This window comes from Pseudomonas sp. MT92, from assembly GCF_058792515.1.
In genome coordinates this window covers 118,099-135,350 of sequence record NZ_JBXAFA010000003.1, presented here as the reverse complement: position 1 = coordinate 135,350, position 17,252 = coordinate 118,099, and the positions used below count along the sequence as shown (strand labels likewise).

At 60.8% G+C, this 17,252-nt stretch carries 16 protein-coding genes; 11 read left to right on the top strand and 5 right to left on the bottom strand.

Translation table 11 applies throughout. The features are described 5' to 3' along the window. The first annotated feature begins 158 nt into the window (after positions 1-158). The 6 genes from AC1Q6D_RS06475 to AC1Q6D_RS06450 all read left to right on the top strand — a co-directional run bounded on the left by AC1Q6D_RS06475 (position 159) and on the right by AC1Q6D_RS06450 (position 5,365). Positions 159-1,469 carry a flavin-containing monooxygenase gene (locus tag AC1Q6D_RS06475; protein WP_047528034.1) on the top strand — a complete coding sequence of 437 codons (1,311 nt, stop codon included), beginning with the start codon at positions 159-161 and terminating at the stop codon, positions 1,467-1,469. Positions 1,470-1,493: 24 nt separating this feature from the next. Further along, positions 1,494-1,910, top strand: a complete 417-nt coding sequence (locus tag AC1Q6D_RS06470) for a RidA family protein (protein WP_047528033.1) — start codon at positions 1,494-1,496, stop codon at positions 1,908-1,910. A 146-nt stretch (positions 1,911-2,056) separates the two neighbouring features. Then, positions 2,057-2,734 (top strand): DUF1028 domain-containing protein, encoded by a 678-nt coding sequence (locus tag AC1Q6D_RS06465; protein ID WP_103404206.1) that lies wholly within the window; start codon positions 2,057-2,059, stop codon positions 2,732-2,734. Further along, complete coding sequence (gene argE / locus AC1Q6D_RS06460) at positions 2,731-3,879, top strand: acetylornithine deacetylase (RefSeq protein ID WP_103404205.1); 1,149 nt, start codon at positions 2,731-2,733, stop codon at positions 3,877-3,879. Before AC1Q6D_RS06465 ends, argE begins: the two co-directional genes overlap by 4 nt. 158 nt (positions 3,880-4,037) lie before the next feature. Continuing rightward, entirely contained in the window at positions 4,038-4,427 is a 390-nt protein-coding gene (locus tag AC1Q6D_RS06455; RefSeq protein ID WP_103404204.1) for a VOC family protein, read from the top strand. 647 nt (positions 4,428-5,074) lie between these two features. Further along, positions 5,075-5,365 (top strand): fructose-bisphosphate aldolase, encoded by a 291-nt coding sequence (locus AC1Q6D_RS06450; protein ID WP_103404203.1) that lies wholly within the window; start codon positions 5,075-5,077, stop codon positions 5,363-5,365. 307 nt (positions 5,366-5,672) lie between these two features. On the opposite strand, the gene AC1Q6D_RS06445 is transcribed toward AC1Q6D_RS06450, so the two are convergent. The 4 genes from AC1Q6D_RS06445 to AC1Q6D_RS06430 form a co-directional block, all read right to left on the bottom strand. Further along, positions 5,673-6,221, bottom strand: coding sequence for a cupin domain-containing protein (locus AC1Q6D_RS06445; RefSeq protein ID WP_103404202.1), 549 nt, complete (start codon positions 6,219-6,221; stop codon positions 5,673-5,675). A 317-nt stretch (positions 6,222-6,538) separates the two neighbouring features. After that, positions 6,539-7,822: an NAD(P)/FAD-dependent oxidoreductase gene (locus tag AC1Q6D_RS06440; protein ID WP_103404201.1), complete on the bottom strand. Its 1,284-nt coding sequence runs from the start codon at positions 7,820-7,822 to the stop codon at positions 6,539-6,541. 53 nt (positions 7,823-7,875) lie between these two features. After that, a complete protein-coding gene (locus AC1Q6D_RS06435) occupies positions 7,876-9,366 on the bottom strand; it encodes an aldehyde dehydrogenase (protein WP_103404200.1) in 1,491 nt (496 codons plus the stop codon). A gap of 189 nt (positions 9,367-9,555) precedes the next feature. Continuing rightward, a complete protein-coding gene (locus tag AC1Q6D_RS06430) occupies positions 9,556-10,932 on the bottom strand; it encodes a glutamine synthetase family protein (RefSeq protein WP_103404199.1) in 1,377 nt (458 codons plus the stop codon). 283 nt (positions 10,933-11,215) lie between these two features. Here AC1Q6D_RS06430 and AC1Q6D_RS06425 point away from each other — a divergent pair, with 283 nt between their 5' ends. From AC1Q6D_RS06425 to AC1Q6D_RS06405, 5 genes are all read left to right on the top strand, one after another. Next, on the top strand, positions 11,216-11,977 hold the full coding sequence (locus AC1Q6D_RS06425; protein WP_103404198.1) for a gamma-glutamyl-gamma-aminobutyrate hydrolase family protein: 762 nt from the start codon (positions 11,216-11,218) through the stop codon (positions 11,975-11,977). 311 nt (positions 11,978-12,288) lie between these two features. After that, a complete protein-coding gene (gene potA / locus AC1Q6D_RS06420) occupies positions 12,289-13,431 on the top strand; it encodes a polyamine ABC transporter ATP-binding protein (protein ID WP_103404197.1) in 1,143 nt (380 codons plus the stop codon). A 29-nt stretch (positions 13,432-13,460) separates the two neighbouring features. Further along, on the top strand, positions 13,461-14,342 hold the full coding sequence (locus tag AC1Q6D_RS06415; RefSeq protein ID WP_167361848.1) for an ABC transporter permease subunit: 882 nt from the start codon (positions 13,461-13,463) through the stop codon (positions 14,340-14,342). Continuing rightward, the gene (locus AC1Q6D_RS06410) at positions 14,339-15,223 is read left to right on the top strand and encodes an ABC transporter permease subunit (protein ID WP_103404196.1); all 885 of its coding nucleotides are present in this window, start codon (positions 14,339-14,341) and stop codon (positions 15,221-15,223) included. Before AC1Q6D_RS06415 ends, AC1Q6D_RS06410 begins: the two co-directional genes overlap by 4 nt. A gap of 178 nt (positions 15,224-15,401) precedes the next feature. Further along, positions 15,402-16,499 (top strand): polyamine ABC transporter substrate-binding protein, encoded by a 1,098-nt coding sequence (locus AC1Q6D_RS06405; protein ID WP_103404195.1) that lies wholly within the window; start codon positions 15,402-15,404, stop codon positions 16,497-16,499. A gap of 171 nt (positions 16,500-16,670) precedes the next feature. On the opposite strand, the gene thpR is transcribed toward AC1Q6D_RS06405, so the two are convergent. Further along, positions 16,671-17,210, bottom strand: coding sequence for an RNA 2',3'-cyclic phosphodiesterase (gene thpR, locus AC1Q6D_RS06400; protein ID WP_103404194.1), 540 nt, complete (start codon positions 17,208-17,210; stop codon positions 16,671-16,673). Positions 17,211-17,252: the final 42 nt, after the last annotated feature.

Here is a 17,252-nt window from a genome sequence, read left to right as displayed (position 1 = left end):
CACGCGCCCCAAGCTGCGGGGCCAAAGGCGCTGCATCAGTTATTTATGCTCAAATGCCAGCTTAATAATATTTTACCGATATCAGGGTGATCCCTAGTCTTGACCCCAAGAGATGGCAGGCCACATGCGGTTTGAATCCAACTTCAAAGGGTATTGAGATGACCACTGTAAAAATAAAAACAGATACGCTGATTGTGGGCGCCGGTCAGGCGGGTGTGGCCATGAGCGAGCACCTGAGCAAACTGGGTGTGCCGCATCTGGTGCTGGAGCGTAACCGCATCGCCGAACGCTGGCGCACCGGCCGCTGGGATTCGCTGGTGGCCAATGGCCCGGCCTGGCACGACCGCTTTCCCGGCCTGGCATTCGACGACCTGAGCCCTGACAGCTTTGCCCCGAAAGAGCGGGTGGCCGATTACTTCGAAGCCTACGCGAAAAAATTCAACGCCCCGATCCGCACCGGCGTCGATGTGTTGAAGGTCGAGCGCAATGTCGGTCGCCCCGGGTTCACCATCGAAACCTCCGAAGGCGTGATCGAAGCCGCCCGCGTGGTCGCCGCCACCGGTCCTTTCCAAAATCCGGTCATCCCGCCGATCGCGCCGAAAGACCAGCCATTGCTACAGATCCACTCGGCTGATTACCGCAACCCTGGGCAACTGCCGGAAGGCGCCGTTCTGGTCGTCGGCGCCGGCTCGTCGGGGGTGCAGATTGCCGACGAGTTGCAGCGTGCGGGCAAGCAGGTCTACCTCTCGGTAGGCGCCCACGATCGCCCTCCCCGCGCCTACCGCAACCGTGATTTCTGCTGGTGGCTGGGGGTGCTGGGCGAATGGGATCAAGCGGCGATGAAGCCCGGTCGGGAACACGTGACCATTGCCGTCAGTGGCGCCCATGGCGGGCGGACCGTGGACTTTCGCGGGCTTGCCCATCGCGGCATGACCCTGGTCGGCCTGACCCAGTCGTTCGACGGCAGCGTGGCGACTTTCCAGCCGAACCTGGCCGAGAACCTGGCCCGGGGCGATGAGAACTATCTGGCGCTGCTCGATGCCGCCGATGCCTACATCGAGCGCAACGGCCTGGACCTGCCGCAAGAACCGGAAGCGCGGATAACCTTCCCCGATCCCGAGTGCGTGACCCATCCGATCCTGCAGCTGGACCTGGCCAAGGCCGGCGTGACCTCGATCATCTGGGCCACCGGTTTTGCCACTGATTACAGCTGGCTGAAGGTCAACGCCTTCGACGCCAACGGCAAGCCGCAGCACCAGCGCGGCGTATCGAGCGAGCCCGGGGTGTATTTCCTCGGTCTGCCGTGGCAGTCGCGACGCGGTTCGTCGTTTATCTGGGGCGTCTGGCACGACGCCAAATACGTGGCTGACCAGATCGCCATCCAGCGCTCATACCTCGACTACCACGATGCGGCGCAACGGCAGGCCGAAGCGGCCCCGGTTGCCCTTGAAACCACGGTCAGTGCCTAAGCCTTTTTCTGTCAGGAGCGTCAAATGTCCACGCCAACCCATACCCGCATTCGCATGTTCAACACCAAACAAACCTACCCGAACCAGAGCCTGGACAACGACCTGTGCCAAGCGGTCCGGGCCGGCAACACTGTCTATGTGCGCGGCCAGGTCGGTACTGACTTCGAAGGCAACCTGGTGGGCCTGGGTGACCCGCGTGCGCAAGCCGAGCAAGCCATGCGCAACGTCAAACAGTTACTGGAAGAGGCCGGCAGCGACCTGAGCCACATCGTGAAAACCACCACCTACCTGATCGACCCGCGTTACCGCGAACCGGTCTACCAGGAAGTGGGCAAGTGGCTCAAAGGCGTGTTCCCGATTTCCACCGGGCTGGTGGTGTCGGCCCTGGGGCAGCCACAGTGGCTGATGGAGATTGATGTGATTGCGGTGATTCCCGAGTAAGCAGGCTTACCGAGTGGCTGCCATCGCTGGCAAGCCAGCTCCCACAGGGATCGTCGCATCCACACAATCATCTGTGGGAGCGGGCTTGCCAGCGATGGCGTCCGCCCAGACACCCCATTCGACAAGGCACACCAAGGAACACACCTATGACCTTTTCCATCGCCGCACGCTGCCCCGAAACCGGTCAATTCGGCATCGCGATCAGTTCCTCGAGCATCGCCGTCGGCGCCCGCTGCCCCTGGCTGTTGCCCGGTGTCGGCGCGGTGTCCACGCAAAACATCACCCTGCCGTCCCTCGGCCCGGAAGTCCTCGCCCTCATGGAACAGGGCCTCGCGCCGGCCGAGGCGCTGGACAAGGTGCTGACCCGCAACGGTTACAGCCAGTATCGGCAGGTCACCGCCATCGACCACCTCGGCCGCACCGCGTACTTCAGCGGCGCGCAAACCCTGGGCAACCACAATGCCGTATCGGGCGAACAATGCGTGGCGGCGGGCAACATGCTGGCCGATCGTTCGGTGATCGAGGCCATGGTCCAGGCGTTCGAGCACGGCGAAGGTCAACTCGCCGACCGCCTGCTCGCCGCGATGAAAGCGGCCATTGCCGCAGGTGGCGAAGCCGGGCCGGTGCATTCGGCGGCGATGGTGGTGGTGGGTGAACTGACCTGGCCGATCATCAACCTGCGAGTCGATTGGGCCGACGAAAACCCGATCGGTCAGTTGGAAAAGCTCTGGGACGCCTATCGCCCACAGGTTCAGGACTACATCGACCGCGCCCTCGCTCCCGACAAATCCCCTGGCTACGGCGTCGCCGGAGACGACCGATGAACAGCAGCCGCGATTTGCTGAAAACCCTGGTGGCTTTCGACACCACCAGTCGCGAATCCAACCTGCAGCTGATCGAGTTTGTCCGCGATTACCTCGCGCGCTTCGATGTGCCTTGCGAACTGATCTACAACGAGCAGCGCAGCAAGGCCAATCTGTTCGCGACCCTCGGCCCGGCGGATCGTCCGGGCATCGTGCTGTCGGGGCATACCGACGTGGTGCCCGTGGACGGCCAGCCGTGGACCGTCGCGCCGTTCGAACTCAGCGAGCGCGACGGCAAGCTCTACGGTCGCGGCACGGCGGACATGAAAGGCTACATCGCCTGCGTGCTGGCGCTGGTTCCGGCGCTGGTAACGGCCAACCTGCAGCGGCCGGTTCACATCGCGCTGTCATACGATGAAGAAGTCGGCTGCCTCGGCGTGCGGTCCTTGCTCAAAGCCCTGGAACGGCGCCCCATCAAACCGATGCTCTGCATCATTGGCGAGCCCACCGAGCTCAAACCGGTGCTTGGCCACAAGGGCAAACTGGCGATGCGTTGCGACATTCACGGCCAGGCCTGCCATTCCGCCTATGCGCCGCAGGGGGTCAATGCCATCGAATACGCCGCCGAACTGATCGGCGAACTGGGACGCATCGGCCACCGGCTCAAAGCCCCCGAGCATCACGACGCGCACTTCGACCCACCGTTCAGTACCGTTCAAACCGGCGTCATTGCCGGCGGCAAGGCCTTGAACATCGTCCCTGCCGATTGCCGCTTCGATTTTGAAATCCGCGCCCTGCCCTCACACGATCCGAGCGAGGTGGCGCAGGCACTGAAGACCTACGCCGAGCAGCAGGTATTGCCGCGCATGCGCGCCGTGAGCGAACAGAGCGAGATTCGCTTCAGCGAGTTATCGGCGTATCCCGGCCTGGCAACCGAAGCCCACAGCGAAGCCGCGGAGCTGATCGCCGGGTTTTCCGGTTCCCGAGCGTTCGGCACCGTAGCCTTCGGCACCGAGGGCGGGCTATTTGACGCCGCAGGAATACCCACCGTGGTCTGCGGGCCGGGCAGCATGGATCAGGGGCATAAACCGGACGAATTCGTCAGCCTGGAGCAATTGAACGGCTGCGATGAAATGCTGCAAAGGATGCTGCTGTCGATCAGTTGAATCACAAGCATCCCCCTCCAAAGAAGCCTGTGGGATCGGGCTTGCCCGCGATGAGGACCTGACATTCAACCTCCATGTCGACTGTCCAGCCCATTGCGAGCAAGCGCTGCGACTCTGCTACATTAGCCCCGCCCTATCAAAACAAGGAATGTTCACCCATGAAATTCGGCTACCTGATCGTCTACGTCGCCAACGTCCCCGCCTCATTGCAATTCTTCGAAACCGCGTTCGGCCTCACCACGCGATTCCTCCACGAATCCAACACCTACGGCGAACTCGAAACCGGTGAAACCGCCCTGGCTTTCGCCGCCGACGAACTGGCCGCCATGAACTTCAACGGCGGTCACATCAGCGCCCACACCAGCGTGAAACCGCTGGGCATGGAAGTCGGCCTCGTCACCGACGATGTCCCCGCCGCCCACGCCAAAGCCCTGAACGCAGGGGCCCGCGAGGTGGCCGCCCCGCTGACCAAACCCTGGGGCCAGACCGTCTCCTACGTGCGCTGCCCGGACGGAACGCTGGTGGAACTTTGCACCCCAATAAAATGAGGTTCTTCACGCGATCCCGGGATGCAAAGCTAATGCAATACCTGTAGGGGCAAGCTCGCACACACATACTGTGTTCTTACACAACCAAACAGCTTTGCCGATCAATCGGAGCTTTGTCTTTTCCCACAACCGAATCCACATGGAAGCCGTCGAAGACGACGGCCCCAGTCGGACGTACCTTTGATTTTGGACTTCCGAAAACCCTGTAGGAAATTACCTCTTGTGGCGAAGGGGCTTACCCCCGTTGGGCAGCGAAGCGGCCCCAAACCCTGCCCCCGAATTCCCAAGACCCTGCGCACTGTCCGAAATACCGCAAAAGCCCGTAAACATTGGCTATCAGCCTTGCCAAAACGCTCGCCAAAGCGTCCTACAGCCCGGTTGCGAGCATGAAAATGGACGCCTATATTCGCCTCGCCGCTGACACAAATAGCGATGGGTTTCGCAGCCCTCTGGATTGACACCTAAGAACCGTCAGGCATGATTCGGCCGCTTTTGGTTGTATTAGTTTTATGGCGGTTGTGCGTGGGAGACCTTCGGGTCTGCCGGGTTTTTGGTGTGGGTCCCCGGTCTGCGAACCCGCGCACAGCTGCCACCCATTTGTTTCGCAGCAGAAAGGTGGCAATTCTTCTTTTATCAGGATTATCACCATGTCGAATCAACACCCGCCCCGTCGCTTCACCCCCATGTCCCAATTCGCCACCCACTACCCCGTCCTACTCATCGACAGCGACGCCCCGCTGCGCGAACTGCACAACTGCGTCAGCGAACGCCTCAACGCCGTCCTCCAATACCTGCACCTCATGGCCTGCACCAGCCTCCCCGACTGTGCCGAAAACGACATCAACACCATCACCAACATCGCCCGGATCATGGTCCAGGATGTGAGTGATGTGTTTCGGGTGATTGAGCAGCGAGGGTTTGATGTGCCGAAGGGATAGTGAGCAAGCTACACGTGTGTTATTCAACGCATGCGTATACCCAACAACGAGGTCGAGCGTTAGCTCGCCTCGCGCGGCGTTCCTTTTTTCCAAGTGACCCGCCGTCAGGGCGGAACCCTAGGTGGCCGTTACAGCAGCAATGGATATGTACACGAGAAAGAAAATGGTCGGCTGTCAGACCGCGTTCGCTGGCAAGCCAGCTCCCACAGGGACAGTGCCGACGCGAAAAAACCACGCCAGCCGTGAGGCCGCCATCGCCAGCAAGCCGGCTCTGAAGGGAATACGTAGCTAAACCATCCCGCCGCTGTCAGAAGTTCGCCGGCGTGTTCGCACTGATGATCTCCGCCTCATCCGCCCCGATATTGCGGAACCGATGGGGCAAGGTCGTCGGGAAGTAATAGCCATCCCCGGCATTCAATACGCTGATCTGCCCATCCACCGTCAATTCAACCGTGCCACGCGTGACGAGCCCGCACTCCTCGCCTTCGGTGTGCACGATCGGTTCTTCCCCGGAGCTGGCGCCCGGCGCGTATTGCTCGCGCAGCAAGCGCATCTGCCGGCTCGGTACGGAAGCGCCGATCAGCAGCAGGCGCAGGCCGTTGCGGCCCAGGTCTGGCTGTTCGTTGGCGCGGAACACGTATTGATGCTCGCGCGGGGGTTGATCGAAGGTGAAGAAGTCCGCCAGGGACATGGGAATGCCTTCGAGCAGCTTTTTCAGGGAGCTGACGGAAGGACTGACGCGATTCTGTTCGATCAGGGAGATGGTGGCATTGGTGACGCCGCTACGCCGGGCCAGCTCGCGCTGGGACAGTTTGTAGCTTTCGCGTACTAATTTGAGTCGAGAACCCGTATCCATGACAGCCTTATGCAAGAACGACTTAAGGGTAATGGGGGTGGAAAACAGGCGCGGATCCTGCCGTTTTCCCTGTCCCTGAACCGTGAAAGGCGGCTATTAAATCACGTTTGTTGGTGTTGCTCAGCAGGTTCGATAAACGGTGGTCGAAAATGGCCTATGCCTTGATGCAGTACAAACTGTGGGAGCGAGCCTGCTCGCGATTGCGGTGTGTCAGGCGACTTCGATGTTGGCTGAGCTGACGCCATCGCGAGCAGGCTCGCTCCCACAGGTTAAAAAGCCGGCGACACCTTTTAGGGCGACCGCCGGCGAGGTAAAACTTAAATCCCTAACCGGTCGCGCAGCGAGTAATACGCGGCGCCCATGGCGGTGAGCGGCGCCGAAAAAGTGCGCCCGCCGAGCATTGGCATGTGCGGCAGCGAGGCGAACGCGTTGAAACGCTCGGCGTCGCCACGGATCATTTCCGAGATCAGTTTGCCGGCCAGGTGCGAACAGGTGACGCCGTGGCCACTGTAGCCCTGCATGTAGTAGGCGTTTTTCTCGATACGGCCGAATTGCGGCATGCGCGACATGGTCAGCAGGAAGTTGCCGGTCCAGCGGTAGTCGATCTTCACGTCCTTCAATTGCGGGAAGGTCTTGAGGATTTTCGGGCGGATCAGTTGTTCGATGTCGTCCGGCTCGCGCGCGCCGTAAACCACGCCACCGCCGTAGAGCAAGCGGTTGTCGGCGGTCAGGCGGTAGTAGTCGAGCAGGTAGTTGCAGTCTTCGACGCAGTAGTTGTTTTTGATCAGGCTGCGCGCCTGTTGCTCCGTCAACGGCTCGGTCACGACGATCTGCGAACCGCACGGCATGCTCTTGCTGGTCACGCGGTTATCCAGGCCTTGCGGCAGGTACGCGTTACCGGCGATCAGCAGGTACTTGGCACGGACCACGCCCTTGGCGGTGCGCACGGTGATCGGTTCGCCGTAGGTGATTTCCACCGCCGCCGATTGCTCGAAGATCTTGCCGCCCAGGCCAATGATTGCCGAAGCTTCACCGAGGGCCAGGTTCAGCGGGTGAATATGGCCGCCCTGCATGTCCAGCAAGCCGCCGACGTAGGCCTCGGAACCCACTTCGCGCTTGATATCGGCCGCGTCGAGCATTTTCAGGTTCTTGTTGCCGTAGCGCTCCCAGCTTTTTTTCTGCTCGGCCAGGCCTTTGAGTTGCTTCTTGTTCATCGCGGCGAAGATGCCGCCCGGGCGGTAGTCGCACTGGATGTCGTAGTGCTGTATTCGCTGACGGATGATGTCGGCGCCTTCGAAAATCATGCTGCCCAGGACTTCGGCCGTCTTGTCGCCATAGCGCTCTTCGATGACATCGACGTCGCGGCTGTAGGAGTTGACCAGTTGACCGCCGTTGCGCCCGCTGGCGCCGAAACCGACCTTGGCGGCTTCCAGCACGGTGACGCTGTAGCCCGCTTCGGCGAGGAACAGTGCCGAGGACAGGCCAGTGTAGCCGGCGCCGATCACGCAGACGTCGCATTCCACCAGTTCTTCGAGCACCGGGAAATCGCCGGTGAAGTTGCGGGTGGCGGCGTAGTAGCTGTTTACATGTGTTTGTTTCATAGGTTTCTCCGAGGGTCGCCGGCAACGTGCAAGCGACCGCCGCTTAAAAGGGCTTAGAGCTTGATCCAGGTCGCTTTGAGCTCGGTGTACTTGTCGAACGCATGCAGCGATTTGTCCCGACCGTTACCCGACTGCTTGAACCCGCCGAACGGCGCGGTCATGTCGCCGCCGTCGTACTGGTTGACCCAGACGCTGCCGGCGCGCAGGCCACGGGCGAAGGTGTGGGCCTTGCTCAGGTTGCTGGTCCAGACCCCGGCCGCCAGGCCGAAGATGCTGTCGTTGGCAATCGCCAGGGCTTCCTCGGCGGTGTCGAAGGTGATCAGCGACAGCACCGGGCCGAAGATTTCTTCACGGGCGATGGTCATGGCGTTGGTCACGCCGTCGAAAATCGCCGGTTCCACGTACAGGCCACCGGTCTCTTCGAGGGTGCGGCTGCCGCCGGCGATCAGTTGAGCGCCCTGCTCCTTGCCGATGCCGATGTAACGCAGCACGTTCTCCAACTGACGCTGATCGACCACGGCGCCGACGGTGGTCGAAGGATCGAGCGCATGACCCGGTTTCCAGGCTTGCAGGGCTTCGACCAGCAGCGGGATGAACTGATCGCGGATCGAACGCTCCACCAACAGGCGCGAGCCGGCGGTGCAGACTTCGCCCTGGTTGAAGGCGATGCCGCTGGCTGCCGCCTGGGCGGCTGCGCGCAGGTCCGGTGCGTCGGCAAAGACCACGTTCGGGCTCTTGCCGCCGGCTTCCAGCCAGACGCGCTTCATGTTGCTCTGCCCGGCGTAGATCATCAGTTGCTTGGCGATCGCCGTGGAACCGGTGAAGGCCAGCACGTCGACGTCCATGTGCAGCGCCAGCGCCTTGCCGACGGTGTGGCCGAAGCCCGGCAGAACGTTGAACACGCCTTTGGGGATGCCCGCATCCAGCGCCAGCTGCGCGATGCGGATCGCCGTCAATGGCGACTTTTCCGAAGGCTTGAGGATGAACGAGTTGCCCGCCGCCAGGGCCGGGGCGAACTTCCAGCTGGCCATGATCAGCGGGAAGTTCCACGGCACGATGGCCGCGACCACACCCGCCGGTTCACGGGTGACCAGGCCGAGTTGATCGTGGGGCGTGGCGGCGACTTCGTCGTAGATCTTGTCGATGGCTTCGGCGGTCCAGCGGATCGCGTTGGCGGTCGCCGGAATGTCGATGCTCATGGAGTCGCTGATCGGCTTGCCCATGTCGAGGGTTTCGAGCAGCGCCAGTTCTTCCTGGTTGGCCAGGATCAGATCGGCGAAACGGATCAGGATGCGCTTGCGCTCGACCGGGGCCAGCCTGGACCAGACGCCGGACTCGAAGGTACGCCGGGCAACGGCGACGGCTGCGTTGGCATCGGCTTCGTCGGTGCTGGCGACGTTCGCCAGAAAACGACCGTCAACCGGGCTGATGCATTCGAACGTGGCACCAGTGGCGGCCGCGCAGTACTGACCGTCGATGAAGGCACGGCTTTCGATGGTTAGGGACTGGAAGCGTTGCTCCCAGTCGCTGCGAGTAATTGTCATTGTTGTGACTCGACGCAGGGGAATAGGTGGTCTCGGGCTGAATGCCAGCCAATCAAGGCATTGAAATGCAGTCCCCTGTGGGAGCGAGCCTGCTCGCGATAGGGGTGGATCAGTCAGCATTAGTATCGTCTGACACTCCGCTATCGCGAGCAGGCTCGCTCCCACAGGTGTTGCATTGGGTTCTGCCCGTCAGACGGTATGCAGGTACCAGTTGTACTCAAGGTCGGAGATGGAGTTCTCGAACTCGGCCAGCTCGCTTTCCTTGCACGCCACGAACACGTCGATGTACATCGGGTCGATGTATCTGGCCATGACTTCGCTGTCGTCCAGCTCGCGCAGTGCGTCGCGCAGGTTGTTCGGCAGGCTCTGTTCGTTCTGCTCGTAGCTGTTGCCTTCCACCGGGGCGCCCGGCTCGATCTGATTGGTCAGACCGTGGTGCACGCCCGCCAGGACCGAGGCCATCAGCAGGTACGGGTTGGCATCGGCACCGGCCACGCGGTGTTCGATGCGCACGGCGTCCGCCGAACCGGTCGGTACGCGCACTGCCACGGTACGGTTGTCGATGCCCCAGCTCGGCGAGTTCGGCACGTAGAACTGTGCGCCGAAACGACGGTAGGAGTTGACGTTCGGGCAGAGGAAGGCCATCTGCGCCGGCAGGGTCTCGAGCACACCGCCGATCGCGTGACGCAGTGCGGCGTTCTGCTCGGGATCCTCGCTGGCAAAGATGTTCTTGCCTTCTTTGTCGAGAATCGAGATGTGGACATGCAGACCGTTACCTGCCTGGCCCGGATAAGGCTTGGCCATGAAGGTGGTGTCCATCTCGTGGTCGTAGGCGATGTTCTTCACCAGACGCTTGAGCAGGACCGCGTAGTCGCACGCCTTGATCGGGTCGGACACGTGGTGCAGGTTCACTTCGAACTGCGCCGGGGCACTTTCCTTGACGATGGCGTCGGCCGGGATGCCCTGCTCTTTCGCGCCTTCGAGGATGTCCTGCAGGCAGTCGACGTATTCGTCGAGGTCGTCGATCAGGTACACCTGGGTCGACATCGGACGCTTGCCGGATACCGGCGAACGTGGCGACTGCGGACGACCGTTCACGTTGTCCTGGTCGATCAGGTAGAACTCCAGTTCGAACGCGGCGCAAATGGTCAGGCCGAGGTCGTCGAACTTGCGCACTACATTGGCCAACACTTCACGCGGGTCAGCGAAGAACGGTTCGCCTTCCAGCTCGTGCATGGTCATCAACAGTTGCGCGGTCGGGCGCTTCTGCCATGGCTCGATGCTCAGGGTGCCGGGGATCGGGTAGCAGATTCGGTCAGAGTCGCCGATGTCCAGGCCCAGGCCGGTGCTTTCCACCGTCGAGCCATTGATGTCCAGCGCGAACAGCGACGCCGGCAGGTTGATGCCTTTCTCGTAAACCTTATGAAGACTGGTGCGTTCGATGCGCTTGCCGCGCACCACACCGTTCATATCCGCAATCAGAAGGTCGACGTACAAAACCTCAGGATATTTCTTAAGGAATGCGTTTGCTTCGTTGAGTTGAACGGTACGCAGAGGGACCGACATGATGCACCTATTTTTTACTGTTAATTATTATGTTCACCACCCTTTCACGAGCCCAGTCAATCCGAAAGGCAAAGTGAAGTCAATAGCGAACACTCAGCCTTTCAGCGTTTATTTTAGGGCCTCTCAGCGGCACGAGAGTGCCATATCATCGCTCAAACGCAGGTAAATCCTGATCTTCAGACGTACGGCGTTTAGAATTTTTTACATGAGAGTTGTTAATTAAAATCAACAAGGCTAAGCTCCGGAAAAGCTCGTTCAAGTGTGAAACTTCGAGGTGATAAAAATGGCATTCAAGCCATTGATCGGCGTTACTGCATGCGTCAAACAGATTGGCCTGCACCCCTACCATGTCAGCGGCGACAAGTACTTGCGTGCTGTCAGCGTTGCGGCACTGGGGCTGCCCGTCGTCATTCCTTCCCTGGCTGAACTGACCGAAATCGATGATCTGCTGCCGCAGCTCGACGGTCTGTTGTTGACCGGCTCGCCTTCGAACGTGGAACCCTTCCACTATCAAGGCCCGGACAGCGCTCCCGGCACGGAACACGATCCCCAGCGGGATCGCACCACCCTTCCCCTGATTCGTGCGGCCATTGCGGCTGGCGTCCCGGTGCTCGGCATCTGCCGTGGCTTTCAGGAGATGAACGTGGCGTTCGGTGGCAGCCTGCATCAGAAGGTCCATGAGTTGCCCGGCTTCCTCGATCATCGCGAAGCCAACCACCCTGACCTGGCGGTGCAATACGCACCGGCGCACACCGTCGACGTGCAACCGGGCGGCGTGTTCCAGGCACTGGACCTGCCCACGCAATTCCAGGTCAATTCGATTCATAGCCAGGGCATCGACCGACTCGCCCCCGGCCTGCGCGCCGAAGCGCTCGCGCCGGACGGCTTGATCGAGGCGATCTCGGTCGAGCACAGCAAGGCCTTTGCCCTCGGCGTGCAGTGGCACCCGGAATGGCAGGTCCTGTCGAATCCGCCCTACTTGAGAATTTTCCAGGCGTTTGGCGAAGCGTGCCGGCAACGGGCGGCGCTGCGTCATGGGCGCTGACTGACGAACTCAAACACGATTCAACGATTTCACTGCCCCCGTGAGCCCGGCGGGCGCGCTTGTGCGCGCCGGTCCCTCACGACAACAACACACTGCAATAACAACAAGTACTACCAGGCAGCCAGGACGGCGGCGCCGAATAAACCCGAGCGGTGCGGGCCAGTGAGTCAAACGCAAGACCCTGTGGGAGCAAGATCGCTCCCACAGGGGACCAGCGTTTCGACTGACTGGCACCGTCCGGCAAGGGTTTGCAATCAACTATTAAGTCAGGCCGCGTTGGCCCGACGACTGAAACCTGTTGGGAGTTTCAAATGGCAAACGCCTCCAGCATCTACAGGAAGGCTCTTGAAGGTCACCAGGCACCGAAAAAGGTGTTGGTAAAAGTCGACCGCGTCACCAAGAAATTCGACGAAACCACCGCTGTGGACGATGTGTCCCTGGAAATCCATCAGGGCGAAATCTTTGCCCTGCTCGGTGGCTCCGGCTCCGGTAAATCGACGCTGCTGCGCATGCTCGCCGGCTTCGAGCGCCCGACCGAAGGCCGGATCCTGCTCGACGGTGTCGACATCACCGACATGCCGCCCTACGAGCGGCCGATCAACATGATGTTCCAGTCCTACGCACTCTTCCCGCACATGACCGTGGCGCAGAACATTGCCTTCGGCCTTAAGCAGGACCGTTTGCCAGCCGCGGAAATCGACGCCCGCGTGGAAGAAATGCTGCGCCTGGTGCACATGACCCAATACGCCAGGCGCAAACCTCATCAGTTGTCCGGCGGTCAGCGCCAGCGCGTGGCCCTGGCCCGTTCCCTGGCCAAACGTCCGAAGCTGCTGCTGCTCGACGAACCGATGGGCGCACTGGATAAAAAGCTGCGTTCGCAGATGCAGCTGGAGCTGGTGGAAATCATCGAGCGCGTGGGCGTGACCTGCGTGATGGTGACCCACGACCAGGAAGAGGCCATGACCATGGCCCAGCGCATCGCCATCATGCACCTGGGCTGGATCGCCCAGATCGGCAGCCCGGTGGACATCTATGAAGCGCCGGTCAGCCGCATGGTCTGCGAGTTCATCGGCAACGTGAACGCCTTCGAAGGCACCGTCGTCGAAGACCTGGAAGGTTACGCGATCATTCACAGCCCGGACCTGGAACAGAAGATCTACGTGGGTCACGGTGTCAGCACTTCGGTGCAGGACAAGTCGATCACCTACGCCATCCGCCCGGAAAAACTGCTGGTCAGCACCACCAAGCCAGAGGCCCGCTACAACTGGTCCAGCGGCAAGGTGCATGACATCGCCTACCTCGGCGGCCACTCGGTGTTCTACGTGGAGCTGCCTGGCGGCAAGATTGTGCAGTCGTTCATGGCCAACGCCGAACGCCGTGGCGCACGTCCGACCTGGGACGATCAGGTCTACGTGTGGTGGGAAGACGACAGCGGCGTGGTACTGCGCGCATGAGAACCTTCAATCAGCAATTCCTGCGCCTGGTGCCCAGTGGACGAAAACTCGTCATCGGGATTCCTTTCCTGTGGCTGTGCCTGTTCTTCCTGTTGCCGTTCTTCCTGGTCATGAAGATCAGCTTCTCGGAAGCGGCCCTGGCCATTCCGCCCTACTCGGAGATCTACACCTACGCCGAGCAGAAATTCCAGCTGTTGCTCAACATCGGCAACTACACCTTGCTGGGCGAAGATGAGCTGTACCTCTCCGCCTACCTGGGTTCGTTGAAGGTCGCGCTGTTCAGCACACTGATGTGCCTGGTGATCGGTTTCCCGATGGCCTACGCCATTACCAAGGCGAGCAAGGAAGCGCAAAACGTCCTGATGCTGCTGATCATGATGCCGACCTGGACCGCGATCCTGATCCGCGTCTACGCCTGGATGGGCATCCTCAGCAACAACGGTCTGCTCAACGCGTTCCTGATGTGGACCGGGCTGACGTCGCACCCGATCGAGATCCTCAACACCAATACCGCCGTCTATATCGGCGTGGTGTATGCGTATCTGCCGTTCATGATCCTGCCGCTGTACGCCAACCTGGTCAAACACGACCAGAGCTTGCTGGAAGCGGCGTCGGACCTGGGTTCGAGCACCTTCAACAGCTTCTGGAAAATCACCGTGCCGCTGGCCAAGAACGGCATCATCGCCGGTTGCATGCTGGTGTTCATTCCTGTGGTGGGCGAGTTCGTGATCCCGGAACTGCTTGGCGGTCCCGAGACCCTGATGATCGGCCGCGTGCTGTGGCAAGAGTTCTTCAATAACCGCGACTGGCCGGTGGCGTCCGCCCTGGCGGTGGTGATGCTGTTGATCCTGATTGTGCCGATCCTGCTGTTCAACCGCAGTCAGGCCAAAGAAATGGAGGCACGGGGATGAAACGTTTCGGCTTCTCAAAATTGATGCTGGTGCTCGGCCTGTCGTTTATCTACCTGCCGATGCTGATTCTGGTGATCTACTCGTTCAACGCCTCGAAACTGGTGACGGTATGGGGTGGCTGGTCGTTCAAGTGGTACGCCGGCCTGCTCGACAACACCCAGTTGATGGGTTCGGTGGTGCGTTCGCTTGAGATCGCCTGCTACACCGCGCTGGCGGCCGTGGCTTTGGGAACACTGGCGGCGTTCGTCCTGACCCGCGTCACCCGCTTCAAGGGTCGCACGCTGTTCGGCGGCCTGGTCACCGCACCGCTGGTGATGCCGGAAGTGATCACCGGTCTGTCGCTGTTGCTGCTGTTCGTGGCCATGGCGCAACTGATCGGTTGGCCGATGGAACGCGGCATCGTGACCATCTGGATCGCCCACACCACCTTTTGTGCCGCCTACGTGGCAGTGGTAGTCTCCGCGCGCCTTCGCGAGCTGGACCTGTCCATCGAAGAAGCGGCCATGGACCTGGGTGCGAAGCCGTTCAAGGTGTTCTTCCTGATCACCATTCCGATGATCGCGCCATCCCTGGCGGCCGGCGGCATGATGTCGTTCGCCCTGTCACTGGATGACCTGGTACTGGCAAGCTTCGTCTCCGGCCCGGGTTCCACGACCTTGCCGATGGAAGTGTTCTCGGCGGTGCGTCTGGGCGTGAAGCCCGAGATCAACGCCGTGGCCAGCCTGATCCTGTTGGCGGTCTCGATCGTGACCTTCATGGTCTGGTACTTCAGCCGCCGTGCCGAAGCCACCCGCAAGCGGGCAATCCAGGAAGCGATGGACCAGACTGCCAGCGAATCGTGGCAACAACCTAAAAAGCAAATGGTAGAAGCGACGGCCTAGTGCCGCCGACCTGTAGGAGCGAGCTTGCTCGCGATGGACCCAAGGACGCCGCGTTAATTCAGGCAGCCCACGTCATCGTTGACGTCCATCGCGAGCACGCTCGCTCCTACAGGGCACACAAGCACCACTGCATTTTTGTTTTATGTATTTGAATAAGAAAAGAAATGGAGTTGTACCGATGAAAATGCTTGGCAGGACTCTGCTGACACTGTCCTTATTGGGCGCGATGACCACCGGCGCCCAGGCCAATGACAAGGTACTGCGCGTCTACAACTGGTCGGATTACATTGCCCCGGACACCGTCAAGAAGTTCGAAGACGAGACCGGCATCCAGGTGACCTACGATGTGTTCGACAGTAACGAAACCCTTGAGGCACGTCTGCTGGCGGGTAAATCCGGTTACGACATCGTCGTGCCGTCCAACAGTTTCCTGGCCAAGCAGATCAAGGCCGGGGTCTATCAGGAACTGGATAAATCCAAACTGTCGAACTGGAAAAACCTCAATCCGGTCCTGCTGAAGAACGCCTCCGCCAGTGACCCTGGCAACAGCCACGCGTTCCCGTACATGTGGGGCTCGATCGGTATCGGTTTCAATGCGGCCAAGGTCAAGGAAGTGCTCGGCGCCAATGCCCCGACCAATTCCTGGGACCTGCTGTTCAAACCGGAGAACGCCGCAAAGCTCAAAGCCTGCGGCATCAGTTTCCTCGATTCACCGACCGAGATGCTCCCGGCTGCCCTGCACTACCTGGGCTACCCGGTGAACGATCAGGACAAGCAACACATCGCCGAAGCCGAAGCGCTGTTCATGAAGATTCGTCCGTCGGTGGCGTATTTCCATTCGTCGAAATACATCTCGGACCTGGCCAACGGCAACATCTGCGTGGCGGTCGGCTACTCCGGCGACGTGCTTCAAGCCAAGGCCCGCGCCCTGGAAGCCGGCGACAAGGTGAAGATCGACTACAGCATCCCCAAAGAAGGGGCCGGCAGTTTCTACGACATGGTCGCCATCCCGCGTGATGCCGCCAACGTCGAGAACGCCTACCTGTTCATGAATTTCCTGATGCGCCCGGACATCATCGCCGAGATCACCAACAACGTCGGCTACAGCAACGCCAACGCGGCTGCTACGCCATTGGTGGATGAAGCGATTCGCAACGATCCGGGTTCGTATCCGTCCCAGGAAGTGATGGCGACCCTGTATGCCATTCCCGACATGCCGATCGGTGTGCAGCGGGTGATGACCCGGGGCTGGACCAAGGTGAAGCTGGGTAACTGATTCAGTGCACCTGATGCCGCTATCGCTCGCGCCTACAGGTCGGGCGCGCAGGTTGAAATCTGATTTTCCGATTGACATTCATGCAGCGCCTTACCACCGCTGCATCACTCACCTGGCTCCTCGGTTAAGGTGAATGTTGGCGCCCTCGGGCGCCTTTTTTTGTAGCAGTGCCTACGCAGCCCCCAGCGGCCAATCCGCCAGCGCCCGGTAGCGGCCCTTATGGGATTCGAACAGGGTGAAGCGGTCGGCGCGCAGGAAAAACTCAGGTGACGAGGGGGACTCCGGCACCGGCGCCCGATAGTCGCGGGCCAGGGTCAGGTGCGGACGAAACTCCCGTGGCGCATCCTCCAGTCCAAACGGCAACAAGGCCTGTTCCAGGTCATACACCAGGCGCAACAGCGCCGGCGGTGCCTGTTCCGGCGCCAATACCAACGCCCCTGCCCTGCGCCAGACATCCAGTCGATCCAGCGCCACGGTCAAACGCGCGTCGGGTATGCGTACAGACGCGACCGCCGTGCAAATGTCCGCAATCTGCCCCACCGCCACCGCACCCAGAAACTTCAGGGTCAGATGGAAGTTCTCCACCGGCACCGGCCGCCCGCTGCGCAATTGCAGCGCGCCACGCCACTGGGCGATGGCCTTGCGTTGCGCGGGGGCGCAATCCAGGGCAAAAAACAGTCGTTTGAACGGTTCGCGGGATTCGTCATTCATGCAGGACACCTCGGCGGGAGACCGCATGAGTGTACAACCTGT